A 24350-nucleotide genomic window follows, 5' to 3' on the forward strand; every position below is an offset into this window, starting at 1 on the left:
GCCGCCGACGTGAGCGTGGCTTGCGACGAAAGCGGCTATGCTGCCGTGAGACCACGCGGCCAGCGCAGGGCGTAGGCTACGATCCCGAGGGTGACGAGAATCTCCAGCACCACGACGACCTGATAGAACGGCACCGAACCGAAAAACGTCAGCGCCTCGATAGCCGTATAGGCGAGACCGAGCACGACATTGAGCCAGCGGCTGATCAACCGCGGCAAGGCCGCTGACAGAAAGATCATCAGGGCCGGGACAGCGAGCACGATCGCCACGCCGAGGAGTACGCCGGCGCTCGCCTCACCCAGCGGCCCCAATTTTCCGGCCGACATCCCCTCGATCGTGCCTGGAAGATAGAGACTGAAATAGTCGTTGTAGATGTAGAGGCCCATCAGAGAGGCCCATAGCAGCGAAATCGCCAGCCCTGTGGGCAGCCGGAATGTCTCAGATTGACTGTCGCTCAACGGAACCCCCTGATCGTCAATGCCCCCCACAGTCCAAGCCTAGGCGCGCATTTTCAGTTGGGCAAGACAGCTACGCTTGAGGTGCCGCCTGGGTCAGGGCGCGTTTCAGCTTGGCAATGGCCAGCCGCTCGACCGCCTTGGGCTCAGCCGCCGGACCGACGGCGCAGGCTTCTCGCCCCGTCGCCACATGGATGGCCGAAACTTTCAGATACAGGCCGTTGCGGACCTTTTCGATGATGATCCCGCCAACGCCCGGGTCACTCATCAGGCGACGGCAGGAAGGCGCGCCACATTGCAGTGGGTCCATAGCCGGTCCATCGCCTTGACCAGATCATCCATCATCGCATCGGTGTGATTGGGCGACGGGGTGAAGCGCAGGCGCTCGGTGCCCTTGGGCACAGTCGGATAGTTGATCGGCTGGACATAGACGCCGTACTCTTCCAGCAGCAGGTCCGAGATCAGCTTGCAGTGCACCGGATCGCCGACGTGCACGGGCACGATATGGCTCTCTGACGGCAGCACAGGGATCCCGGCGGCGGCGAAGCGCGACTTCAGCGTGGCGGCGCGTTCCTGGTGGGCGACGCGCAGCTCGGGGCTGGCCTTCAGATGGCGCACCGAGGCCAGGGCCCCCGCGGTCAGGGCCGGCGGCAGACTGGTGGTGAAAATGAAGCCCGAGGCCCAGCTACGCACGGCGTCGACGATCATGGCGTCGGCGGCGATATAGCCCCCCATGACGCCGATGGCCTTGCCCAGGGTGCATTCGACGATGTCGATCCCGTCCAGCAAGCCGTCACGTTCGGCGACACCGGCCCCGGTCTGGCCGTACAGGCCGACCGCATGGACCTCGTCCAGATAGGTCATGGCCCCGTATTTCCGCGCCAGGGCGATGGTCCCGGCCAGGTCGGCGATGTCGCCGTCCATCGAATAGACGCTCTCGAAGGCGATCAGTTTCGGTGCACCGGCCGGCGCGGCCTGCAGCAGCGCCTCCAGATGTTCCAGGTCGTTGTGGGCATAGATGTGCCGCTCGCAGCCGCCGTTGCGGATGCCGGCGATCATCGAGGCGTGGTTCAGAGAGTCCGAGAAGATGATCAGGCCCGGCAGGATGCGCTGCAGGGTCGTCAGGGTCGCCTCATTGGCCACATAGCCCGAGGTGAACAACAGGGCCGCGTCCTTCTGGTGCCAGGCGGCCAGCTCGGCTTCCAGATCGACGGCCGAGCGGGTCGTGCCCGAGATGTTGCGCGTGCCCCCGGCTCCGGCCCCGACCGCGTCGATCTCGGCCTGCATGGCCTCCAGTACCGCCGGATGCTGGCCCATGCCCAGATAGTCGTTGGAGCACCAGATCACGACGTCCTGCTCAGACCCGTCTTCACGGCGACGCGTGGCCAGCGGGAACTGGCCGCGTACGCGTTTCAGATCGGCGAAGACGCGATAGCGGCCCTCGCTCCTGACCTGGTCGACGGCGGTTTCGAATGCAGCCCTGTAGTCGTACAAAGTAACAGCTCTTCTCAGCTCCGGGCGGTACGCAGCCGTCCTGAAAGACGGCCGCCTTTTGCGCCGATTGGCTTCTTCTGTCCACGCAAACGCAAGGACAAATCGCCGCAAACCCTTAATTGATAACGATTCTCAACTCAGCGTCGGCGGCGAATCCGCATGCCAGTCCTACTGGACCAGAGCGAGTCCGTTCGCTTTGATCTGGATCATTTCGGCAGTTGATCCAGCTGGCCGCGTAGCATCTGCAGGATGGCCGAAAAGTCGCGTCCGCCGTAGCCCAGTCGATCGAACAGCTGGAACAGGGCTTCGGACTGCGCGCCCAATGGCGTGCTGGCTCCGGACCTGGCCGCCGCGTCCTGGGCCAGTTTCAGATCCTTCAACATCATCGCCGTGGCGAAGCCGCCGTCATAGTTGCGGTTCGATGGAGCCGTCGGCACCGGACCCGGCCACGGATAGTAGCTGCTGACGCTCCACGACTGGCCCGATGATTTCGAGGCGATGTCGAAGAATTTGACCGGATCCAGACCCAGCTTCTCGGCCAGGGCCACGGCTTCGCAGGTGCCGATCATGGTGATGCCCAGGATCATGTTGTTGCAGATCTTGGCCGCCTGCCCGGCCCCGTGGTCACCGGCGCGCATCGTCACCCGGCTCATCGGCTCCAGCGCCGGTTCAACCCGGGCGAAATCAGCCTCGTCGCAACCGACCATGAAGGCCAGGGTCCCGGCGTCGGCCGCGACCGTCCCGCCCGAGACCGGCGCGTCGGCGAAAGCGTATCCGGCGTCCTTGGCCAGTCCGGCGACCTTGCGCGCCGTGTCGACGTCGATGGTCGAACAGTCCAGCAGCAGGGCCGTCTTCGGCGCGGCACCGATGATCTGTTCCGAATAGACCGACAGCACATGCGGTCCGGCGGGCAGCATGGTGATGACGATGTCCGCCTCTGCCACCGCTTCGGCCACCGATCCGGTCGCGACACAGCCCGCGGCCACGGCCCGTTCCAGCGCCGCCGGTGACAGGTCAAAGGCCCGGACGGCGTGACCGGCCCTGGCCTGGTTGGCGGCCATGCCACCGCCCATGTTGCCGAGTCCGATAAAGGCGATCTTGCTGGTCATGGCGGGTGTCTTCCCTGTGCGAATTTGCGGCAGGGTTAGCCGCTCCCGACCCGTTTCGCCAGACGGACCGGGGCGCTTTCTGTCAGCCCGGCTTGCGGAAGCGCAGCATGAACTGGCTGGTATGCCCCCGGATCGAGGGATCGAAGACGCTGGCGGTCAGGGGATCATCGGGGTTGACCAGAACCTCGCTCTCGCCGTCCAGCACAAAGCCCGCCGCCTCGACCTCGGCCTTGACCGCTGCCGGGTCGATCCGGTGCAGGGTGTTGGCGACGTTCAGGTCTGCGCCGGCGACGGCGAAATGGTCGACCACAACATAGTAGCCGCCGGGCTTGAGGGCGGCGAAGGCCGCGGCATTGGCCCGTGACGCCGACCCGTCCGGCACCTGGGACAGGTGCAGGTCATGATAGTTCTGGGCCGTGAAGATCAGGTCCAGTCCGTGAGGCCACTCCGGCGCGGCCAGCGAATAGTCGACGGCCGTCACATTGGGCAGGAGTCCGACATCCGTCAGGGCCTGGGCATAGGCGGCGGCGAAAGCCACGAATTCTGTTGGTTGCCAGCTGGTGACATGGCCCTGCGGGCCGACGGCGGCAGAAAACACACGGGTAAAATAACCGCCGCCGATGATCATGTCGCCGACCGACTGGCCCGGCGCGACGCGGGCGAAGGCCAGGGTCTCGGCGGTATGGCGGGCCGCATCACGGGCCCGGTCAGCCTCGGTCCGGACCGGATCGGCCAGGGCCGCGGCATAGGCACCCGGGGCCGACTGGGCGGTAACAGGCCCGGCAATCGCTGTGGTCAGGGCGAGGGCCGCCGTGGCGGCGAGGAACAGGGAATGGCGCATCGCAACTCTCCAGCGCGCCTTCGTGGCGCACCCCAGATTAACGCCATCCCGGCCCGACGTCAGCCCGGCTTGCGGAAGCGGTAGACGAACTGGTCGGTGCGGCCGCGGATGGCCGGCTCGAAGACATTGACCGTATGATCGTCGGCTGGATTGGCCACAGCGCTCGACTGCGCCTCGAACACAAAGCCTGCGGCCTCGACCTCGCGGCGCAGGAAGGCACCCTCGATCCGGTGCAGGGTCGAAACCTGGCTGTTGCCCGTGCCCGGCGCGCCCTGGTGATCGATGACCACGAACAGACCGCCCGGCCGCAGGGCCGCGAACACCGCGGCATTCATCTTCGCCACGTCCACCCCGAAGCCGGGGATGTGGAAGTCGTGATATTCCTGGCTCATGAACACCAGATCCAGCGGCTGGTCGAAGCGCATCGTGTCCAGATCGCCGTTGACGCGGCTGACGTTGCCGTAGTCCCCGACCAGAACGTCTGCGGTCGCATTCTCGCGCGTGGCGGTGCGGTTGGGCACAAAGGCATAGACGTGGCCGCTGTCGCCGACGCTGCGCGCGAACAGCCGGGTGAAATAGCCGGCCCCGGGGCGGATGTCGGCGACCCGGTCACCCCGGCCGATCTCGGCGAACTCCAGCATGGCCAGCGGATGCCGCAGGGCGTCGCGCTCGACCTCGGCCGCGGGTCGCAGCGGATCGGCGATGGCCGCCGCGTACAGGTCTTCGGCCGGGGCCGGCATGGCCATGGCGCTGTGACTCACCACAGTCCGCTCACCGCCATCGGTGGCGATGATCAGACAGCCCGACAGGGTGACCGAGGCAGTGGCGGCGAAAAGGAGGGTCTTCAACATGGCAATATCCCGAATGGCGACGGCACAGCTACGCCCCGATTGTGGGGCGGACGCAAGAGGACTCAGAGTGGCGTCCACTCTTCACCCGTCGGAAGGGGCGCGAACAGGGCGTCGAGGGCGGCGTCGGTGACACCGGCCAGGTCGGAGGGTGACCAGTGCGGGGCGTTGTCCTTGTCGATGATGACGGCCCGGACGCCCTCCTGGAAGTCGTGGGTCCGCACGACCCGACCGCCCAGCCGGTATTCCATCGCCATGTTTTCGGCGAAGGAGGTCAGGGTCGCCCCCGTGCGCAACTGGCGCAGGGTCACCTTCAGCGACTGCGGCGACTTGGTCTTCAGCGTCTTCAGCTGCGCCAGCGCCCAGTCTGACCCGTCGGCCTCCAGCGCCGCGAAGATGGCCTCCACCGTGTCATGCGCGAACAGCCGGTCGATGGCCTCGCGATGGGCCGCGGTCGGGGCCGGGCCCAGGTCACCGGCTACCGAGGTGATCTGATCGTTTACGGGGGTGGGAAATGCCCCCAACGCCGCCTTCAGCTCCGGCAGCTTGTCGCTCGGCACGAAATGGGTGTGGATGCCCAGGGCCACGGTGTCGGCCGCCTTCAGCCGCGCCCCGGTCAGGGCCAGCCATGTCCCGGTGAACCCCGGCAGGCGCGGCAGGAACCAGCCGCCACCGACGTCGGGGAACAGGCCGATGCCGGTCTCGGGCATGGCGTAGGTGGTGCGTTCGGTAGCGATGCGGATCCCGGCCGGTTCGGAAATGCCGACGCCGCCGCCCATGACGATGCCGTCGACGATGGCGACGACCGGCTTGGGATAGTCGAACAGCAGATGGTTCAGCCGGTATTCGGCATGGAAGAAGGCCTTCGCCGCACTGGCGTCCCCGGCCCCGCTCTCGGCGATCATGCGGATGTCGCCCCCGGCGCAGAAGCCGCGTTCGCCGGCATGGTCGATCAGCACCGACAGCACCGCCGCGTCGTCCTGCCAGTCCAGCAGGGCCGCGATCATCAGGTCGCACATCGCATGGTTCAGCGCATGCAGCGCCTTTGGCCGGTTCAGGGTGATACGGCCGACGCCGGATTCGACGCGGGTCAGGACTTCGGGTTCTTCGCTCATTGCCGCAACATCTCCCGCGCGGTGATCACCCGCATGATCTCGTTGGTGCCTTCCAGGATGCGGTGCACCCGCAGGTCGCGCACGATCCGCTCCAGCGGATAGTCCTTCAGATAACCATAGCCGCCGTGCAGTTGCAGGGCCTCGTCGGCGATCTGGAAACAGGCGTCCGTGGCGAACCTTTTGGCCATGGCGCACCATTTGGTCGCCTCGGGGTGCTTGTTATCCAGCGCCCAGGCTCCGCGCAGCACCAGCAGCCGCGCCGCCTCCAGTTGGGTCGCCATGTCGGCCAGTTTGAACTGGGTATTCTGGAAGTCCGCCAACGGCTTGCCGAACTGTTTTCGCGTGGTGACGTAATCCTGGGCCGTCTCCAGCGCCAGCCGCGCCCCGCCGATCGAACAGGCGGCGATGTTGAGCCGGCCGCCGTCCAGTCCCATCATCGCATAGCGGAAGCCGTCGCCCGCCTTGCCCAGCAGGTTGACCGCCGGAATGCGGCAGTCGTCGAACTGGACGATGGCCGTCGGCTGACTGTTCCAGCCCATCTTCTTCTCCTGGGCCCCGAAGCTCAGGCCCGGCGCGTCCTTGTCGACCACGAAGGTCGAAATGCCCCTGGGCCCGTCCACCCCGGTGCGCGCCATCACCACATAGACGTCGCTGGTCCCGGCCCCGGAGATGAAAGCCTTGGACCCGTTCAGCACATAGTGGTCGCCGTCCAGCTTTGCCGTGGTCCGCAGTGCCGCCGCGTCCGATCCCGAACCCGGCTCGGTCAGGCAATAGGAAGCAATAAGATCCATCGTCACCAGTTTCGGCACATAGCGGGTGCGCAGGTCGTCCGAACCGATCCGGTCGATCATCCAGGTCGCCATATTGTGGATCGAGATAAAGGCCGCCGTCGACACATCGCCGCGCGACAGCTCCTCAAAGATCACCGCCGCCTCGACCCGGCCCAGGGCCATGCCGCCGTGTTCCTCGCCGGTATAGATGCCGCAGAAGCCCATCTCGGCCGCGTGTTTCATCACGTCGACGGGAAAATGTTTGCTCTCGTCCCATTCGGCCGAATGCGGAGCCAGTTCAGCCTCGGCAAAGGCACGGGCGGCGTCCTGGATGGCGCGCTGGTCGTCGGTGAGGGCGAAGTCCATGGGGTATCCTGTCGAGGCGTGATCTAGCCGTGCTTCTAACCGAAGCGCGCGCAAAACGAACCCCTCTCCCTGACGGAGGGAGCTTTGTATATAGAACCCTGATGACCCCGCCCTTTCCCCCCGCCCCCTTCCCGCTGGCCCGGCCGCGCCGTCTACGCGCGTCGCCGTGGGTGCGGCGGCTGGTGGCCGAGACCGTGCTGACCCCGGCCGATCTGATCTGGCCGCTGATTGTCCATGACGGGGCTGAGGACCGGGTGCCGGTCGCCTCCATGCCCGGCGTGTTCCGCCTGTCGCCCAAGGCTGCCGCTGCCGCCGCGGTCGAGGCGCGTGATCTGGGCATTCCGGTCGTGGCCCTGTTCCCCCATGTCGACGCCGCCATCAAGGACGCCAACGGCACCGGGGCCACCGATCCCGACGGCCTGATCCCCGACTGTATCAAGGCCATCAAGGACGCCGCGCCCGAGATCGGCGTCATGTGCGATGTGGCCCTGGATTGCTACACCGACCACGGTCACGACGGGCTGATGGCCGACGGTCGGATCCTGAACGACGATTCGCTGGAGCGGCTGGCCGAACAGGCCTTCATCCAGGCCCACGCCGGGGCCGACATCGTCGCCCCGTCCGACATGATGGACGGTCGCGTCCAGGCTATCCGCGAGGCGCTGGAAGCCAACGGGTTCCACGACACCATGATCCTGGTCTATGCGGCCAAATACGCCTCAGCCTTCTACGGGCCGTATCGCGACGCCGTCGGCTCGGCCAAGGCCCTGACCGGCGACAAGAAGACCTATCAGATGGACTACGCCAACTCGGATGAGGCCCTGCGCGAGGTGGCCATGGACATCGCCGAGGGGGCCGATGCCGTGATGGTCAAGCCCGGCATGCCGTATCTCGACATCGTCCGCCGGGTCAGTGAGACCTTCCAGGTCCCGACCTTCGCCTATCAGGTGTCCGGTGAGTACGCGATGATGCAGGCGGCCATCGCCAACGGCTGGCTGGACGAGGACCGCGCCATCCTCGAGACCCTGCACGGCTTCAAACGCGCCGGCTGTGCCGGTGTCCTCAGCTATTTCGCCCCGAAGGCGGCAAGGTTGCTGGGGGGCTAGGATGCCGACCGTCCTGCAGATCGGGCCTTACCGCTTCTTCTTCTACAGCCATGAGCCGAATGAGCCGCCGCATATCCATGTGGCCAGCGGCCGGGCGACGGCCAAGGTCTGGACCGGGACGGTCTCGCTGGCGCGCAGCAAAGGTTTTCCGGCCCATGAACTCGGTGCTATAATCCGGCTCGTCCATTCAAATCGCGAGCTCTTTCTGGAGGCTTGGCATGACCATTTCGGCGCAAGTCCAAACATCTGACGCCCGCGTTCTCGACGTTTCGTTTGATGACGACCGCATAAAAGTCGAGTTCGACGACGGCCGGGGCATTGCCCTTCCCCTCGCCTGGTACCCGCGACTGTTGAACGGCACGGCGGAGCAAAGGGGCCACTGGGAATTGATCGGTGATGGCGAAGGCGTCCACTGGCCGGACCTTGACGAAGACCTGAGCGCCGAGGGCCTGCTGCGCGGTGCGCCGGCCGCTCACTGGAATGCCGCCTGACGCTCCACGCCGGCTGGACCCTTGTCGCCTCAGATCACCGGCCATAGGCTCAGCCCCATGATCAGACGCACCCTTGTCGGCCTCGCCCTGCTCCTGCTGTGGCCGACCCTCGCTGTGGCCCAGGATGCTTCAGTCCCGCCGCCGCCCCTGCCCCGGGTGGTGATGGAAACTTCGGCCGGTCGCATCGTCATTGAGGTCAATGATCGTCAGGCACCGATCACCGGCGCCAATTTCCTCAGATACGTCGATGAGCACCGGTTCGACGGCACCAGCTTCTATCGCGCCATGCGTTCGGCCCCGGACCTGGGCCTGGTCCAGGGCGGCACCAACAATGACCCGGCCCGGGTGTTGCCGCCGATCGCCCATGAGCCGACCACGGTGACCGGCCTCAGCCATGTCGACGGGGCGGTGTCGATGGCCCGCTATGACGCCGGCACGGCCACGGGCGACTTCTTCGTCTCGGTCGGACCGACGCCCTCCTACGACGCGGGCCGCCCGTTCTCGATCGACGACTATGGCTTCGCCGTCTTCGGCAGGGTGGTCGAGGGCATGGATGTCGTGCGCGGCATCCTGATCGCCCCGACCTCACCGACCGAGGGGGACGGCTTCATGCGCGGCCAGATGCTGGACCCGCGCATCGAAATCGTCACGGCGAGGCGCGAAACCGTCCCGGCGATCTAGCCGCCCGACCGCGCCAGCAATTCCACCAGATCGGCCTTCCAGAACACCGCCCAGGTGTGGGTGCCGTGGCCGTGGCCGTCGATGCTGTTCGGGATCAGCCGGTAGCGGCCGTTACGGATACGCGGCGCATACTGTTCCGACAGACCCAGTTCGGGCGGATTGATGAAATCGTCGGCCGAGTTGATCCAGGTCAGGGGCGCAGTGATTTGTTCCAGATCGACCGAGGGGTCGTAGTTCCACGAGGCATTGACCTGGTACCACAGGTCATTGGCATCCAGCGCCGGGATGCGCCGGTCCTGCTGGGCCGCCAGCCAGCCGTCGGCGATCTCGCGGGTGGCCAGGTCGCGCTGCATCGGCATCGGGGCCGAGCCTGCCAGCAGCAGCAGGTCGACCGCCGTGCGCAGGCCGTGCTGCGGTTGTTCGACATAGTTGCCGCCCTGCCAGGCCGGATCACTGCGGATACTGTCCAGCAGCATGGCCCGCCACAACCGGTTGCGCCCGGTGATCGCCGTCGGCTCGCAGGCCATCGGCATCAGGGCGTCGGCGAAGTCAGGATGGGTCTCGCCCCAGACGAAGATATGCATACAGCCCATCGAGGTGCCGAAGATCAGGCGCAGGTGATCGACCCCCAGCCCCTCGACCAGCATTCGCCGCTGGGCCTCGACCATGTCGGCATAGTCGTACTCCGGAAAGGCCGCGCGCAGCCCGTCGCTGGGCTTGGACGAGTCACCGTGGCCCAGATTGTCGGGCAGGATGACGTAGTAGCGCGTCACGTCCAGCGGCTGCCCCGGCCCGTACAGTTCGTCGGCAAACTGCGGCACCAGGAATTGCGCACCCGTCCCGCCGGTGCCGTGCAGGATCATCACCGCATTGGTAATCCGGCCATCGGCATCGCGAACCGGGGCGCCCAGGGTGCGGTAGTGGATCTTCAGCTCGGGCAGGACCGCGCCCGACTCCAGTCGGAAATCATGGCGGACATAGTCGCCCTCGACCGGCGCCGGGGTCTGGGCCAGGGCCAGTCCGGCCCACAGGGCCAGCGCCGCCCCCGCCATCCATCCTGTCGCGGTTCGCATCGGCCTACCCCTTGGTGTTTGTTCGTGCCTGCAATCGTGCCGCCAGGCTGGAGGTGTCCCACCGGGCCCCGCCCATGGCCTGAACCTCGGCATAATAGCCGTCGACCAGCGCCGTCATCTCGAGTTTCGCACCGTTCGCCCGCGCCTCGTCCAGCACCAGTCCCAGATCCTTGCGCATCCAGTCGACGGCGAAGCCGAAGTCGAATTCGCCCTTCGCCGCTGTCTTCCAGCGGTTGTCCACCTGCCAGCTCTGGGCCGCCCCCTTGGAGATGGCGTCATAGACGGCGTCGGTGTCCAGTCCGGCGCTCTGGGCGAAATGCACCGCCTCGGCCAGACCTTGAACCACGCCGGCGATGGCGATCTGGTTGACCATCTTGGTCAGCTGGCCCGCGCCCGACGGCCCCATATGCTTGACCGCCTTGGCATAGGTCATCAGCGCCGGCTCGACCCGGGCCAGGGCGTCGGCGTCGCCGCCGGCCATCACGCTCAACTGACCGTTCTCGGCCCCGGCCTGTCCGCCTGACACCGGAGCGTCGATGAAGAACCGTCCGACCTCGGCCGCCAGCGCCGCCATCTCGCGCGCCACCCTGGCAGAGGTGGTGGTGTGGTCGACGATTACCGCGCCGGCGGCCAGATGCGGCAGGGCCTCGCCCACGACCTGACGCACGTCGTCGTCGTTGCCGACGCACAGGATGAACAGTTCAGCGTCTTCGGCGGCCTCGGCCACGCTGGCCGCGAATCGTCCGCCGGTGGCTCCGGCCCAGGTCCGCGCCTTGTCCGGCGAGCGGTTGAACCCGGCGACCGCATGACCGGCCGCGATCAGGTGCCGTCCCATCGGGGCTCCCATGACACCGAGTCCGGCGAAGGCGATCTTCATTCTGGCGTCTCCGTCGCGATTCCATAGCGGCCGCGGAAATAGGTCAGGGCATCGCCGGGCCGGCTCTCGAACCGCTGCACCGCGCCGACGATGACCAGATGGTCGCCCATGCGGATCTGCTCGTGGGTCAGGCAGTCCAGTCGCACCAGGGCGTTGCGTAGTCGCGGCGGCTTGGCGCTGTCGGTGTCGAACTCCTCGGGTGACAGCCGGCAGGTGCCCCAGGCGAAGCGGTCGGACATCTCGCGATCCTCGACCGGCAGGACATGCACCGCGAATCGCGTCGCCGCCGCGAACAGATCGTGGCGTTCCGAGCTTTCGTCCAGGCACCACAGGATCAGCGGTGGATCCAGTGACACCGAGGTGAAGGAATTGACGGTGATGCCAAAGGCCCCTTCGGGCGACTGGGCCGTGACCACACAGACACCGGTGGCGAAACCGCCCAGGGCCCGGCGATAGTCCAGACGGTCGAACAGGGGAATGGCGGCGGGCTGGATCACCCTGAACGACTAGGCGAGGCCCCCGCTTCGGGCAAGGGCGCGCCGGCAAACCGATACCAATATGCCCCGGTGCCGGGCGATGCGCGGGCTTCGTCCGGCCATGCAAACCGCTTCTTAATACCGTGCGGCGACCTTACCCCTAACGAACAGCGTTAAGAGTAGCCGCTCCATGTCCCTGAGCGATCGTCCGATCGTCATCAAGAAGATCAAGAAGGTCGTCGGCGGCGGCCACCATGGTGGCGCGTGGAAGGTGGCCTATGCCGACTTCGTCACGGCGATGATGGCCTTCTTCCTGCTGATGTGGCTGATCAACATGACCGATCCCGAGCAGAAGCGCGGCATTGCCGAATATTTCGCCCCCGCCAGCGTGTCCCAGTCGACCTCGGGTTCGGGCGGCATTCTCGGCGGCACCTCGCTGGGCGAGGACGGGTCCAGGAGTTCCGGCAGTATGGATGTCGCCAGCGCCCTGGCCCCCGAAACGCCGCCAGAACCCAATGCCGGCACCGGACAGGGAGCCAATCTGTCGGCCGCCAGCGAGTCTGATTTGCGCGAGGAGATCGCCCGCCGCGAGGCCGCCGATTTCGCCAGCGCCGCCGCCTCCCTGCGCCAGGCCATGCAATCCATGCCGGAACTGGCCGAGCTGTCGAAACAGCTGATCGTCGACCAGACGCCTGAAGGCCTGCGCATCCAGCTGGTCGATCAGGAAGGCCGCTCGATGTTCGAGGAGAATTCCGCCCGCCCCAACGCTCGGGCCCAGATCCTGCTGCGGGCGATTTCCCGCGTTATCAACCAGCTCCCCAACCGCATTTCGGTGACCGGCCACACCAGCGCCGTCCCCGGTTCCAACCGGGCCACGCGACCGGCAGACTGGACCCTGTCGTCCGGGCGGGCCGATGCCTCGCGTCTGATCCTTCAGGGAGCCGGCGTCGATCCGGACCGCGTCTATCAGGTCTCGGGCAAGGCCGGTTCCGACCCCCTCTATCCGGATGATCCGACCCTGGCCGGCAACCGCCGCATCGCCATCATTCTGCTGCGCGAGGCCCCGGTCCTGCCTACGGACACCAGCCTGTGATCGCGATGCACCATCCCCTTCGGCTGGTGCACGAACAGGCTTGCTCCGGCGCGATGTCTGCCGCCAGATCGGATCATGGGATCGCCGGCGCCAAATTGTTGTCGAAATCGCGTGTGGACTTGACGCCGTGACGCAGCATGTCCCCCATCGCCAGGTTCGCTTCTTTATGACGGCAACCGCGCCCTGCCCCTATCTGCCGGGCCAGATGGAGCGGAAGGTCTTCGCCAATCTGCCATTCAGCGACGGGGCCTGGGTCAATGACGAACTGACCCAGGCGGGATTCCGCCGCAGCCAGAACATCGCCTATCGCCCGGCCTGCGAGACCTGCGACGCCTGTGTCTCGGTGCGGCTGCCGGTCCGTGAATTCGTTTTCTCAAGAAACCAACGCAAGATCCTGAAACGGAACGCTGATCTGTCGCGCGATCTGGTCGAGGCCGAGGCTACGACCGAACAGTTCGACCTGTTGCGTCGCTATCTGCTGGCCCGCCACCCCGGCGGCGGCATGACCGACATGGGCTGGCTCGACTATGTCGCCATGGTCGAGGACACGGCCGTACGCACCCATCTGATCGAATTTCGCAAGCCGTCCGTCGATGGTGGCCCCGGCGATCTGGTCGGGGTCTGTTTGACCGACCTGCTCGGCGACGGGTTGTCGATGGTCTACAGCTTCTTCGACCCCGATCTCGACCGGCGCAGTCTCGGGGTCTTCGCCATCCTCGACCACCTCCGCCAGGCCGCCACTGTGGACCTGCCCTATCTCTATCTCGGCTACTGGGTGCGGGGCGCTGCCCGGATGGAATACAAGGCCCGGTTCCGGCCGATGGATGCCCTGACCCGGCGCGGTTGGGAACGTCTGCCGGACATCCCGGCCACCGTCCTCGTGGACCAGGACTCCGGGGGCTGATAGCGGCGGTTCAGCCTGCGGTCGGTACCGAGGTCCAGAAGCCGGGCGGCGGGGACGGTTCGCCTGTCCACGGCCCCGGATCACGCCCTCCGGCGAATTTCACCAGGGCCGCGACCCGACTGTCGACCGACGGATGGGTGGCGAACAGGCCTTCCAGACCGCGGCCGTCGGGCTGGTTGTCGAGGAACATCAACTGCACTTCGTCCGGCGCGCGCACATTGGAACGTCCCTCGATCTTGCGCAGGGCCGAGATCATGGCGTCCGGGTTCTTGGTCAGCTCGACCGACCCCGCGTCGGCCACATACTCGCGCGTCCGCGACAGCATCATGCGGATGAAGAAGGCCAGGCCGAACCCGATCGCCGCGATGGCAATACCGATCAGGATCAGTGGCCCGGCATTCTTGTTGTTCCGACCCCCGCCGCGGCTGAAGAACAGTCCGCGCACCACCAGTTCGGCGATGACGCTGATGATCCCCGCGAAGATCGAGGCGATCACCATGGTGCGCACGTCCTTGTTGATGACGTGGGTCATCTCATGCGCCAGCACCGCCTCCAGCTCGTCGCGGTTCATCGCCTGCATCAGGCCGCGGGTGACGGTGACGCTGTAGCGGCCCTCATGCAGGCCCGAGGCATAGGCGTTCATCCCCTCGGTCTCGATGATACGCAGCGTCGGCGTCTTCATCCCGCGCGAGATCGCCAGGTTTTCCAGCAGATTGTACAACTCGGGCTCGACCCGCCGTTCGACCTTCCGGGCCCCGGTCATGGCGTCGATCATGGTCTGGCTGCCGAAATAGGCGATGGCGAACCATATAGCGGCGACGACCAGCGCTGCGGGAACGGTCCAGCCCAGCATACCGGCCGCCAGGGCCATGTCGGCCCCCAGGCTGCCGCCGCTGCCCTGGATCATGCCCATCCCCATCAGGATCAGCTGAATCCCGTACAGGATGCCGACCAGCAGGACGGGGAACCCGGCCAGCAGCAGGGCTGACCGGGTGTTGTTGGCCCAGATGTGGGTCTTGAGACCGACGGCAGCCATGGCTTACGCTTGGAAATTCACCGTCGGGGGGGCGGCGTTCATGGTCGCGCGCTCGCCCTTGCCGACGTCGAAGAACGGCTTGTCCGTGCCGAACCCGACCATCCCGGCGAACAGCACGGTCGGAAACTGCCGGCGGATGGCGTTGAACTCGGACACGGCATTGTTGAAGAAGCGCCGCGCCGCGGCCAGCTTGTTCTCGATGTCTGACAGATCGGCCTGCATCTGCAGGAAATTGGTGTTGGCCTTCAGGTCCGGATAGGCCTCGGACAGGGCGAACAGCTTGCCCAGCGCCCCGGTCAGCATGTTCTCGGCCTGGACCTTGTCATTGACCGAATTGGCCGAGGTCGCGGCGTTGCGCGCCTGGATGACGGCGTCCAGCGTCCCCTTCTCATGGGCCGCGTAGCCCTTCACCGTTTCGATCAGATTGGGGATCAGGTCCTGACGCTGTTTCAGTTGCACGTCGATGTCGGCGAACGACTGGTTGGCGGTCTGATCCAGTGCGACGAGCCGGTTATAGGCCCCGACCACAACGAACAGCAGCAGAACGACGATGACGCCGACGACGATCAAGGTAGTCATTTGCAGGCTCCTTCAGACTTGAAGCGCCACTATCGCGCGAATGCCGAACTGCCTCCAATGAAATCGGCGTCACCTGAATTTGCGCAGGCCCCGCGGTCCCATCCGTCCGGCTCCAGCCCGCTTGCCCAGCCAGTCCTTCCAGTCCGGCCAGTTGCGCCGCCGCCCGCCGCCGTCGGTCCATTCCGGCCCCGGTTCGGCGTTGAATACGGTCAGGTCCTGCAGTCCGCCCTGCTTGTACGACTGCAGCTTGACCCCCTTGCCGCGGCCCATCTCGGGCAGTTCGGCCAGCGGGAAGATCAGGGCCTTCAGGTTCTCACCCAGCGTCGCGATGTGGTCCCCCGTGACCCGCAGGGCCGCCAGAAGTTCACCGTTCAGCACCTGTTTGCCGCCGCGCTTCTGGGCCAGCAGGTCGTCTTCCGGCGCGATGAAGCCGTATCCGGCCTTTGACGCCACCAGCAGTTTTGCCCCCGGCTGATGCGCCAGTACGGCGACGATCCCGGCGCTCTCGTCGAGGTCGATCATCAGCCGCAGGGGCTCACCGTGTCCGCGACCGGATGCCAGCTTGTCGGCCCCGATGGTGAAGATACGCCCGTCCGACGCCGCCACCAGTATCTTGTCCGTGGTGAAGGCCGGCTCGAGAAAGGCCAGGGCGTCGCCCTCCTTGAATTTCAGCTCCGACGGGTCCTCGACCTTGCCCTTGGCCGCCCGGATCCAGCCGCGTTCGGACAGGATGACGGTGATCGCCTCGCGCGGGATGAAGGCCTCGACCGGGGCATAGGCTGAAACGTCGACGGCTTCGGCGATCGTGGTCCGACGTGGCGACACCAGCGCCTTGCGCACCAGCTCCAGCTCCTTGGCGATGGCCTTCCACTGTTTGGCCGGCGACGACGACAGCGCCTGCAATGCGGCAAGCTCCTCGGCCAGAGTCTTGTATTCCTTCTCGATCGTCATTTCCTCGATCCGCGCCAGCTGGCGCAGTCGGGTATCGAGGATGAAATCGGCCTGCAGCTCCGACAGGCCGAAGCGCGCGATCAGCACCGCCTTGGGCTGCTCCTCCTCGCGGACGATACGAATGACCTCGTCGAGGTTGAGGAAGACGATCCGCAGCCCTTCCAGCAGGTGCAGCCGCTTCTCGACCCGGTCAATGCGCCAGTTCGAACGCCGCACCAGCACGTCACGGCGGTGATCGAGGAAGGCCTGCAGACAGGCCTTCAGCCCCATCACCCCGGGTGTTCCGCTGGCGTCCAGCACGTTCATATTGATCGGAAAACGTACCTCGAGGTCGGACAGCTTGAACAGGCTCTCCATCAGCACCTCGGGCTCGACCGTGCGCGACTTGGGCTCGATGACCAGCCGGATATCCTCGGCCGATTCGTCGCGCACATCGCCCAGCAGCGGGGCCTTCTTCTGGTCGATCAGATCGGCCAGCCCCTCGATCAGCCGGCTCTTCTGCACCTGATAGGGCATCTCGGTGACGATGATCCGCCACACGCCCCGGCCCAGGTCCTCGGTCTCCCACCGTGCCCGCAACCGCACGCCACCGCGCCCGGTCTCATAGGCGTCGAGGATCGAGGCGTGGCCCTCGACCGCCACCCCGCCGGTCGGGAAATCCGGTCCCGGTACGATGCTGGCCAGTTCCTCCGTCGTCGCCTCCGGGCGCTCCAGCAGCAGGAAGCAGGCGTCGATCAGCTCGCCGACATTGTGCGGCGGGATCGAGGTGGCCATGCCGACGGCGATGCCGGAACTGCCGTTGGCCAACAGATTGGGAAAGCCCGCGGGCAGGACGACCGGCTCTTCGTCCTGATCGTCATAGGTGGGTCGGAAGTCGACAGAATCCTGATCGATGCCGTCCATCAGCAGAACGGCGGCGGCCGTCAGCTTGCACTCGGTGTAGCGCATGGCCGCGGCGTTATCGCCGTCGATGTTACCGAAATTGCCCTGACCGTCGACCAGCGGATAGCGCTGGGCGAAATCCTGGGCCAGACGGACCAGCGCGTCATAGATCGAGGCGTCGCCGTGCGGGTGATAGCCACCCATGACCTCGCCGACAACCTTGGCGCATTTGCGCGCTGCCGCCTGCGGGTTCAGCCGCATCTGGTGCATGGCGTACATGATGCGCCGGTGCACCGGCTTGAAGCCATCGCGCACGTCCGGCAGGGCCCGGTTGGTGATGGTCGACAGGGCGTAGGCCAGATAGCGCTTGGACAGGGCGTCGCCCATCGGCTCGTCGACGATGCGGCCGCCTTCGGGCGGAGGAGTGTGAACGGTCATGCAACTTCGAATCAGGGATGCGGAGCCGGAAGTCTAGAGCAACCAGGCTTCAGCGGTGGATCATTGCCGTTCGTCGGCACAGGCGACGCAGACGGCCGCACAGGGATCCAGCGCCAGGCGCGCGGCAGGGATCGCCTCGCCGCAGTCATTGCAGAAGCCATAGTCCCCCGCGGCCAGCCGGGTCAGGGCCGCGTCGAGGCGGCGCACCTGAAGTCCGCGTTGGGCATCAGCCGCCTGGGCCATGGCCTGCATCTGCAGCGCATCCTGACGCGACAGCCGTCCGACGCTCTGTTGATCCAGTTCCACCGGACGACGGTTGTCGGCCGCGCCTTCCCGCAGGGTGACGAGCTCCTGTTTCAGGGCTTCAAGGCGGCGACGGATCCCGGTGTCAGTCATCCGGACAGCTAATCCCGATCTCGCCGGTCCCGCAAATCTACAGCCGGTCCATCTCTCCCAGCTTGTCGATCATCCAGACCCGGGCCGCGGGGATCGGCCGGTTTTGCGGATGAAACACGAACTGTTCGAGAAAATGCCCGGTCAGGGCCAGTCCGGCCCCGACGTCGCCCGGCCCCAGTCCCGCCTGCGCCCCCAGCATGAAGGGCGGCAGCACCAGCAGCTTGTCGGCATAGGGTGCACCCGCGTCGCGGCTGACCGCCCGGCCAGTGCGCGGGCTGACCCAGACCAGATCGTCCATCGACCCGCTGACGGCGCAGCTGGACAGGTCGAGGCCAAAGCCCAGATCCTCCAGCAGACCGGCCTCGAACCGCACGAAGACGGCCGGCCAGACCTCGGGCAGGGCAAAGGCCGCCATCAGGGCTTCGAACGCCAGAAAGGCTCCCGGATGGGGCTCACGCTCCGGCAGGGCCCCTTGTGCGACCGCGGCGGCGGCGGCCAGGCCGGTCAGGGCCATGGAATCCTCGAACAGGGCGCTGGGCCCCTCGCCTACCGCCTCCAGCCGGGCCGAACCCAGATGGTCCGAGGTCCGGGCACGATAGTCGGCGATGACCCGGGCCCCGGGCTGCAGGAAGGGTTTCATCTTGCGCGAGGCCCCGCCGGCCACATAGGCGGCCCGCCGCCCGTGGCTCTCGGTCAGCAGTTCGACCACCACGCCGGTGTCCCCGTGTGACCGGGCCGACAGGACGAAGGCTTCCTCGTTGAAATCCATGGGCCGGTGTTAGCTGGCCGAACCGACTATGGCTACGTGGCGACCTCTGTCTTATTCGGCAGCGGCCCTGATCCTGGCCGTCATGTCTCGGGCCAGGGCGTTGGGAATGGGAAAGGTCAGGGCATAGAGGGCCACGCGCCAGCGGCCATCCTCGCCGCGCACCACGACACCCGTCCCGCGACTGGTACCGTAGCTGGCACTGTCCAACGCTTCGTCGAACCAGATGACACAACGGCACTCCAGTGGAACCATGCTGAGCGAGCGCGAGCGCGGCGTGTAGGTCCAGCCCCGGCCACGGGCGAAATAGGGATCGGCATAAGCCCGGAATTCGGCAACGCTCCAACGCTCGGATACATCGGTGCCGATGTAGACGGCATCCGGCGCGAACAGGTCGAAATAGGCCGCGCCGTCGGCCAAAGCCGCCGCCTTGTGCAAGGCATCCAGCACCGCTGCGGCGGCCAACGCCTCCGGTGCGTCGGTGACCTCGCCCGGCGCATCGATCACGGGCGTGGCCGCTTCAAAGGCACGAATCTCGGCAGTCATCCCTTCGGCCAGATCGTTGGGAATGGGATAGCTCAAGGCATAGCGGTACACGCGCCAGTCTGCGCCTTCGCGGACCAGCACCCCCTCGCCCCGCGCTGTCCCGTAGGTCGTACTGTCCAGAACCTCGTCGAACCAGGCCACGCAGGCGCAGGGGTCCGGGGCCAGGGTCACATGGCGTTCGCGTGCCGCGTAGACCCAACCCTCACCACGCGCGAATATCGGCGCGGCCAGGGCCAGAAAACCCTCCCGGTTCCAGCGCTCCGATGTCTCGTTGCCGATCCAGACCATGTCGGGCGCAAGACGTTCTGCCCAGGCTTCGGCGTCTGATCCTGCGGCGGCGGCATGCATCTCCTGCAGGGCTGCAGCGGCTGCCTGTTCCGGGGGATCGACCCGGTCGGCCCCGGGGGCGGGCCCGGTCAGGACGATCAGGGCTGAGGCGATGAGAGACAGCATGGCGGGGCTCCGGGACGGCTCGACCATGCCTGACACCCCCCGGACGAACAATGCCATTCCGTCGGTCACCGGGACGCGGGTCCTTGCCCGGTCCTAGCGGGCCAGCGCTGTCGGGAACGGCCGCCCCAGGGTCTCGGCCATCGCCTGTTCAGCGATCAGGAACACCTGGTCGCGCTGGTGGTAGTTGTTGGACAGGACGATCACCGTGACATCGGCCTCAGGCTGGTAGGTCACCAGGTTACGGAACCCGGACCAGCTGCCGGTATGATAGATTTGCCGGTCCTCAAAGGCGGGCCGCACCTGCCGTCCCAGACTGTTGGCGAACAGGCCGAAGCCCCAGTCGCGCCGGACCCGTCCCCGCTCCTTGGGTGTGCTGTTCGGAGCATGATCGGCCGTCATCTGCGCATAGGCCCTGGGACTGACGACCCGGTCGTGGTGCAGGGCGCGCTCCCAGACCAGCATGTCGTCCAGAGTCGAATACAGGGCTCCGGCCCCGAAAACGATGCTGACGTTGGCGTCCTTCTGCGGCGTCAGACCGCCGGGGAAATGGGCGTAGCCGGTGACCAGATTCCGAGCCTTGCCGTCGGCGTCAGACCCCGTATCGGCCATGCCCAGCGGCGTGAAAAAGGTCCGCTGCAGATAGGTGGCCAATGACATCCCTGACGCCACTTCGACCACGGCCCCCAGCAGGTTATAGCCGGCATTATCGTAGCGAACCTTGGTTCCGGGCGGAAACTGAAGCCGGTACTGTTTTGAGTCTTCAGTTAATTCTTCGGAAGTCGCGGGCGTGACCCGCTGCAGGCCCCAGGCCGGTCGGGCCATCAGGTCCGGCACGCCCGAGGTGTGAGCCAGCAGGTGGCGCAGGCGGATCGGAGCCCAGGCTTCAGGGCATGGCTGGATCCATTTGCATAGCGGATCATCGACCGACAGCACCCCCTCGTCCTGCAGCTTCAGGATGGCGGCGGCGGTGAACTGTTTGCTGACTGAAGCCAGACGGAATCTGGACTCCAGCGCCAGGGGGCGGCCCTGCTCGTGGTCGGCCATGCCATAGACCTGACGGACCAGAACCTGATCGCCACGCGCCACCAGTACTGCCCCGCTGAATCCGCGCCCCCCGCGCGAGACCCGGTCCAGGGCTTCGGTCAATTCAGGCAGGGCCTGGACCACCTGAACGGGCGGCCGTGGAGCCGGGGTCTGGGCTGCAGCCGGGATCTCGGAGGTGACAGGTCGGCTCGAGGCGACCCCTGCCGCGACCGCCGCGCCGAGCACGGTCGCCGCAATCAGGGCCAGGGTCAGTCGCGGATGGCCACCGGCCTGTCGGGGAACATGGAACACGAAACGTCTACTCTCGTTCGATCCGGCGGCCCTTCGGCCCACCTTGCTCAATCTGCCTCAGTCCGGCGATTCTGCGCGATGCGCCACAGCAGGTCTGGCAGACGATCCTGACCGAAGAAGGGCTCGCCGCGATAAACGAACAGCGGCACGCCCCAGTGACCCGCCGCCGCCTGGGCTGCCTCATGAGCGTCCAGCACTGCGTCCAGCCGGTCAGCATCGGCCACGGCACCAGACTCCAGCGTCGCCGGATCCAGTCCGGCCGCGACGGCGGCACGGGCCAGATGATCGCCCTGGTCCCAGCCGTCGACCTCGCCCGACCAGATCAGATGCGAGACCGCCTCGACATAGGCCAGACCCGCGCCCTGTTCGGCCGCCAGCACACCCAGTCGGCTCAGACGGCCGATATAGGGCTGGTCGGCGGCGATGGTCCCGCTCGCCAGATCCTGTACGACCGGATCGGGCCGCGGCCAGCGAAACGACAGACCCAGACGTTCGGCGATCCGGGTCACGTCCCGGAACAGATAGGGCGGCCACATCGGATTGACCGACTTGAAAAAGTCCGGGGTCCGCACGGCCAGCGGCCGCACCACGCGCAGGACGAAGTCGATGTCGTGTTCAACCGCCAGCGCCCGGACCTGGCTGACCGCCAGCCAGGAATAGGGACTGCGGAACGAGAAGTAGAAGTCGACCGGGGCCGGTGTCACCCCGGCGGCCATCAGGCGTTGAAGTCCAGGCCGAACTGGGCGTACAGCGCCTTGCTGTCCTGCCATTTCGGGTCGACCTTGACCGTGACGAACAGGTGGACCTGACGGTCCAAAAGCAGGGTCAGTTCCTCGCGCGACTTCTGGCCGATCCATTTCAGCGTCTGGCCGCCCTTGCCGATGATGATCGGCCGCTGGCTCTCGCGCTCAACATAGACGGTCTGTTCGATCCGCACCGAGCCGTCCGGTTTCTCGTCAAAGGCCGTGGTCTCGACCGCCGCCGAATAGGGCAGCTCTTCGTGGACGCGCAGATACAGTTTTTCGCGCGTGATCTCGGCCGCCAGCACCCGGATCGGCACGTCGGCGCTCTGGTCCTCGGGATACAGCCAGTGCCCCTTGGGCATGCCCCGGGCCAGCCGCTGCTTCAGGTCATCGACCCCGTCACCGCTCAGGGCCGAGATCATATAGACCTCGGAATAGACGCCGGTTTCGAACAGGGCGTGGGACAGGGCCAGCAGGGTGTCGCGGCGCATGCCGTCGATCTTGTTCAGGGCCAGAATGACCTGGACCCCGGTCGCCTTGAGATTGGCGATGATGGTTTCGGTATCCTCGGCCGAGCGGCGGTCAGCGGGCGTTCCATCCTTGCCTTCCGAAGCGATATGCGAGGCCGCGTCGATCAGGTGAACGACCACGTCGGCGTCCTGGGCTCCACCCCAGGCTGAGGCGACCATGGCCCGGTCCAGCCGGCGGCGCGGCGTGAAGATACCGGGGGTGTCGACCAGAACGATCTGGGCGTCGCCGTCGATGGCGATCCCGCGCACGGGAAAGCGCGTCGTCTGAACCTTCTGGGTCACGATCGAGACCTTCGACCCCGTCAGCCGATTGACCAGCGTCGACTTTCCGGCGTTCGGCGCGCCGATAATGGCGGCGAATCCGGCGTGCTGGTTGGGGTTTTCGGTATCGGTCAAATCAAGCCTTCACGTTTCAGGAGTGCCGTCGCGGCCGCCTTCTCCGCCTCCTGACGTGATCGGCCGGTCGCGGTCAAGGCTTCGACCCCTTCTACCACGGCTTCGACGGTGAAAGTGGGGGCATGATCGGACCCGCTGCGATTGACTACGCGATAGACCGGCAGGGGCCGCCCCAGCTTCAGCGCCCATTCCTGCAGCACCGATTTCGGATTGCTGACGGCCCGTTGCGGCGCGGCAGCGAATTCCGGGGCCCAGGCCCGGTCGAAGACCTGACGGGCGGCGTCGAGGCCGCCATCGAAATAGACCGCGGCGAGAATAGCCTCCATGGCGTCGCCCAGCACGCTCTCGCGGCGGCGACCGCCCTGTTTGGATTCCCCGGCCGACAGACGCATGGCCGGTCCGACTCCGAGGGCCTCGGCCACGCGGGCGCAGGCGACCTTGTCGACCAGGCTGTGCAGGCGCGAGGACATGTCGCCCTCATCAGCCTCGGGAAAGTCCCGCATCAACCGTTCAGCCACCAGCAGACCCAGGACCCGGTCGCCGAGGAACTCCAGCCGTTGATTGTCGAGAATGGGCCGTCCTGCGGCATCCCGCACTGCGCCCTCGCCGACGCTGGCATGGGTCAGGGCGCGCTCCAGCAGGGCTGGATCATGAAACGCATAGCCGAGGCGGCCCCGGAATGTGGTGACCGCCTCGGCCCTGAGATTGGCCATCAGTCCAGAACGGTGAAGAACCGGCTCGGACGAATCTTCGAGAACCAGCTGACCGGATTCCACAGCGAAGCTCCCGGCGACCAGGAGAACATGATGATCTGCGCCTTGCCGACCAGATTTTCGGCCGGCACCAGACCGACGCCGCCGCGCTCCGGATACTCCCGGCTGTCGACCGAATTATCGCGATTGTCGCCCATCATGAAATAATGGCCGGCCGGAACGGTGAAGACCTCGGTGTTGTCGAGCGGGAAGCCCGGGCCGAAATCATTGATCGTGAAGTCCTTGCCGCCGGGCAGGGTCTCGACCAGGCGGGTCACCGGACGCGGGCCGAAACTGTCGGCGACCTGCGTCTGGTTCACCACCACATCCTGAACCAGGGTTCCGTTGAGGAACAGCTGGTTATTGATCATCTGGATCCGGTCGCCCGGCAGGCCGATCACCCGCTTGATGTAGTCGGTCCTGTTGTCCGACGGCAGTTTGAACACCGCGATATCGCCACGATGGGGCGACCGCTCGAGGATCCGGCCATTGAACAGCCCCGGGCTGCCCGGAATGGAGTGTTTGGAGTAGCCGTAGCTCCATTTGGTCACGACGATATAGTCGCCCTCATAGAGGTTGGGCTCCATCGACGCCGATGGGATGGTGAAGGGCTGGAACAGGAAGACCCGCAGAACCAGCGCGATCAGCAGGGCGAACACGATCGTCTTCACGATCTCGACGAACTCGTTACCGGCACCGCCGGACGATTTTCCCGACGACTTGTCGCGCGCCGCTACCGGCACAGGGTCCGTTTCTTCGAAAGGCGCATCGCCGTCATCGCTCCAGACCGGACGCTTTTCGTCGCCGCCTGCAACGGGCGCTGCCTCGGCCACGTCATGATGGGATTC

At 66.2% G+C, this 24350-nt stretch carries 28 protein-coding genes; 6 read left to right on the forward strand and 22 right to left on the reverse strand.

The features are described 5' to 3' along the window. Positions 1–35: 35 nt before the first annotated feature. From AAC050_RS09730 to AAC050_RS09765, 8 genes are all read right to left on the reverse strand, one after another. Positions 36–488 carry a DUF6326 family protein gene (locus AAC050_RS09730; protein WP_339914880.1) on the reverse strand — a complete coding sequence of 151 codons (453 nt, stop codon included), beginning with the start codon at positions 486–488 and terminating at the stop codon, positions 36–38. A 40-nt stretch (positions 489–528) separates the two neighbouring features. Beyond that, positions 529–723, reverse strand: a complete 195-nt coding sequence (locus AAC050_RS09735; protein ID WP_339914881.1) for a hypothetical protein — start codon at positions 721–723, stop codon at positions 529–531. Next, entirely contained in the window at positions 723–1949 is a 1227-nt protein-coding gene (hemA, locus tag AAC050_RS09740; RefSeq protein WP_339914882.1) for a 5-aminolevulinate synthase, read from the reverse strand. The genes AAC050_RS09735 and hemA overlap by 1 nt, the downstream gene beginning before the upstream one ends. 206 nt (positions 1950–2155) lie before the next feature. Next, the gene (mmsB, locus tag AAC050_RS09745) at positions 2156–3058 is read right to left on the reverse strand and encodes a 3-hydroxyisobutyrate dehydrogenase (RefSeq protein WP_339914883.1); all 903 of its coding nucleotides are present in this window, start codon (positions 3056–3058) and stop codon (positions 2156–2158) included. Between the two features lie 82 nt (positions 3059–3140). Continuing rightward, positions 3141–3899, reverse strand: a complete 759-nt coding sequence (locus AAC050_RS09750; RefSeq protein ID WP_339914884.1) for a methyltransferase — start codon at positions 3897–3899, stop codon at positions 3141–3143. Between the two features lie 59 nt (positions 3900–3958). Further along, positions 3959–4750: a hypothetical protein gene (locus AAC050_RS09755; protein ID WP_339914885.1), complete on the reverse strand. Its 792-nt coding sequence runs from the start codon at positions 4748–4750 to the stop codon at positions 3959–3961. Positions 4751–4812: 62 nt separating this feature from the next. Further along, positions 4813–5862: an enoyl-CoA hydratase/isomerase family protein gene (locus AAC050_RS09760; RefSeq protein ID WP_339914886.1), complete on the reverse strand. Its 1050-nt coding sequence runs from the start codon at positions 5860–5862 to the stop codon at positions 4813–4815. Next, a complete protein-coding gene (locus AAC050_RS09765) occupies positions 5859–6998 on the reverse strand; it encodes an isobutyryl-CoA dehydrogenase (protein ID WP_339914887.1) in 1140 nt (379 codons plus the stop codon). Before AAC050_RS09765 ends, AAC050_RS09760 begins: the two co-directional genes overlap by 4 nt. Positions 6999–7099: 101 nt before the next feature. Here AAC050_RS09765 and hemB point away from each other — a divergent pair, with 101 nt between their 5' ends. Genes hemB through AAC050_RS09785 form a run of 4 tightly spaced genes read left to right on the forward strand, consistent with a single transcriptional unit; the run spans position 7100 to position 9276 of the window. Next, positions 7100–8104 carry a porphobilinogen synthase gene (gene hemB / locus AAC050_RS09770; protein ID WP_339914888.1) on the forward strand — a complete coding sequence of 335 codons (1005 nt, stop codon included), beginning with the start codon at positions 7100–7102 and terminating at the stop codon, positions 8102–8104. Between the two features lies 1 nt (position 8105). Next, the gene (locus AAC050_RS09775) at positions 8106–8354 is read left to right on the forward strand and encodes a DUF4160 domain-containing protein (protein ID WP_339914889.1); all 249 of its coding nucleotides are present in this window, start codon (positions 8106–8108) and stop codon (positions 8352–8354) included. Beyond that, positions 8323–8595, forward strand: a complete 273-nt coding sequence (locus AAC050_RS09780; RefSeq protein ID WP_339914890.1) for a DUF2442 domain-containing protein — start codon at positions 8323–8325, stop codon at positions 8593–8595. Before AAC050_RS09775 ends, AAC050_RS09780 begins: the two co-directional genes overlap by 32 nt. Before the next feature lie 57 nt (positions 8596–8652). Further along, positions 8653–9276 carry a peptidylprolyl isomerase gene (locus AAC050_RS09785; protein ID WP_339914891.1) on the forward strand — a complete coding sequence of 208 codons (624 nt, stop codon included), beginning with the start codon at positions 8653–8655 and terminating at the stop codon, positions 9274–9276. On the opposite strand, the gene AAC050_RS09790 is transcribed toward AAC050_RS09785, so the two are convergent. The 3 genes from AAC050_RS09790 to AAC050_RS09800 are packed head-to-tail and all read right to left on the reverse strand — an operon-like array spanning position 9273 to position 11723. After that, positions 9273–10349 (reverse strand): alpha/beta fold hydrolase, encoded by a 1077-nt coding sequence (locus AAC050_RS09790; RefSeq protein ID WP_339914892.1) that lies wholly within the window; start codon positions 10347–10349, stop codon positions 9273–9275. The genes AAC050_RS09785 and AAC050_RS09790 overlap by 4 nt on opposite strands. A gap of 4 nt (positions 10350–10353) precedes the next feature. Beyond that, positions 10354–11226 carry an NAD(P)-dependent oxidoreductase gene (locus tag AAC050_RS09795; protein WP_339914893.1) on the reverse strand — a complete coding sequence of 291 codons (873 nt, stop codon included), beginning with the start codon at positions 11224–11226 and terminating at the stop codon, positions 10354–10356. After that, a complete protein-coding gene (locus tag AAC050_RS09800) occupies positions 11223–11723 on the reverse strand; it encodes a flavin reductase family protein (RefSeq protein ID WP_339914894.1) in 501 nt (166 codons plus the stop codon). The genes AAC050_RS09795 and AAC050_RS09800 overlap by 4 nt, the downstream gene beginning before the upstream one ends. Before the next feature lie 169 nt (positions 11724–11892). Here AAC050_RS09800 and AAC050_RS09805 point away from each other — a divergent pair, with 169 nt between their 5' ends. Continuing rightward, complete coding sequence (locus tag AAC050_RS09805) at positions 11893–12795, forward strand: flagellar motor protein MotB (RefSeq protein ID WP_339914895.1); 903 nt, start codon at positions 11893–11895, stop codon at positions 12793–12795. 127 nt (positions 12796–12922) lie between these two features. Then, positions 12923–13699: an arginyltransferase gene (locus AAC050_RS09810; RefSeq protein WP_339914896.1), complete on the forward strand. Its 777-nt coding sequence runs from the start codon at positions 12923–12925 to the stop codon at positions 13697–13699. Between the two features lie 10 nt (positions 13700–13709). Here AAC050_RS09810 and AAC050_RS09815 read toward each other — a convergent pair whose 3' ends face one another. The 11 genes from AAC050_RS09815 to lepB form a co-directional block, all read right to left on the reverse strand. Then, entirely contained in the window at positions 13710–14735 is a 1026-nt protein-coding gene (locus AAC050_RS09815; RefSeq protein ID WP_339914897.1) for a M48 family metallopeptidase, read from the reverse strand. A 3-nt stretch (positions 14736–14738) separates the two neighbouring features. Beyond that, on the reverse strand, positions 14739–15314 hold the full coding sequence (locus tag AAC050_RS09820; RefSeq protein ID WP_339914898.1) for a LemA family protein: 576 nt from the start codon (positions 15312–15314) through the stop codon (positions 14739–14741). 69 nt (positions 15315–15383) lie between these two features. Next, positions 15384–17585 carry a DNA topoisomerase IV subunit A gene (parC, locus tag AAC050_RS09825; protein WP_339914899.1) on the reverse strand — a complete coding sequence of 734 codons (2202 nt, stop codon included), beginning with the start codon at positions 17583–17585 and terminating at the stop codon, positions 15384–15386. 60 nt (positions 17586–17645) lie between these two features. Further along, positions 17646–17981: a TraR/DksA C4-type zinc finger protein gene (locus tag AAC050_RS09830; RefSeq protein WP_339914900.1), complete on the reverse strand. Its 336-nt coding sequence runs from the start codon at positions 17979–17981 to the stop codon at positions 17646–17648. Positions 17982–18018: 37 nt separating this feature from the next. Then, complete coding sequence (gene recO, locus AAC050_RS09835) at positions 18019–18750, reverse strand: DNA repair protein RecO (RefSeq protein ID WP_339914901.1); 732 nt, start codon at positions 18748–18750, stop codon at positions 18019–18021. A 51-nt stretch (positions 18751–18801) separates the two neighbouring features. Beyond that, entirely contained in the window at positions 18802–19746 is a 945-nt protein-coding gene (locus tag AAC050_RS09840) for a nuclear transport factor 2 family protein (protein WP_339914902.1), read from the reverse strand. Positions 19747–19839: 93 nt separating this feature from the next. Next, on the reverse strand, positions 19840–21081 hold the full coding sequence (locus AAC050_RS09845; protein WP_339914903.1) for a serine hydrolase domain-containing protein: 1242 nt from the start codon (positions 21079–21081) through the stop codon (positions 19840–19842). Positions 21082–21128: 47 nt separating this feature from the next. Then, entirely contained in the window at positions 21129–21797 is a 669-nt protein-coding gene (locus AAC050_RS09850; protein WP_339914904.1) for a DsbA family protein, read from the reverse strand. Beyond that, positions 21797–22750 (reverse strand): GTPase Era, encoded by a 954-nt coding sequence (gene era, locus AAC050_RS09855; RefSeq protein WP_339914905.1) that lies wholly within the window; start codon positions 22748–22750, stop codon positions 21797–21799. Before era ends, AAC050_RS09850 begins: the two co-directional genes overlap by 1 nt. Further along, positions 22747–23463, reverse strand: a complete 717-nt coding sequence (rnc, locus tag AAC050_RS09860; RefSeq protein WP_339914906.1) for a ribonuclease III — start codon at positions 23461–23463, stop codon at positions 22747–22749. The genes era and rnc overlap by 4 nt, the downstream gene beginning before the upstream one ends. Then, on the reverse strand, positions 23463–24245 hold the full coding sequence (gene lepB / locus AAC050_RS09865) for a signal peptidase I (protein WP_339914973.1): 783 nt from the start codon (positions 24243–24245) through the stop codon (positions 23463–23465). The genes rnc and lepB overlap by 1 nt, the downstream gene beginning before the upstream one ends. Positions 24246–24350: the final 105 nt, after the last annotated feature.

Source organism: uncultured Brevundimonas sp., from assembly GCF_963974615.1.
Taxonomy (GTDB): Bacteria; Pseudomonadota; Alphaproteobacteria; order Caulobacterales; family Caulobacteraceae; genus Brevundimonas.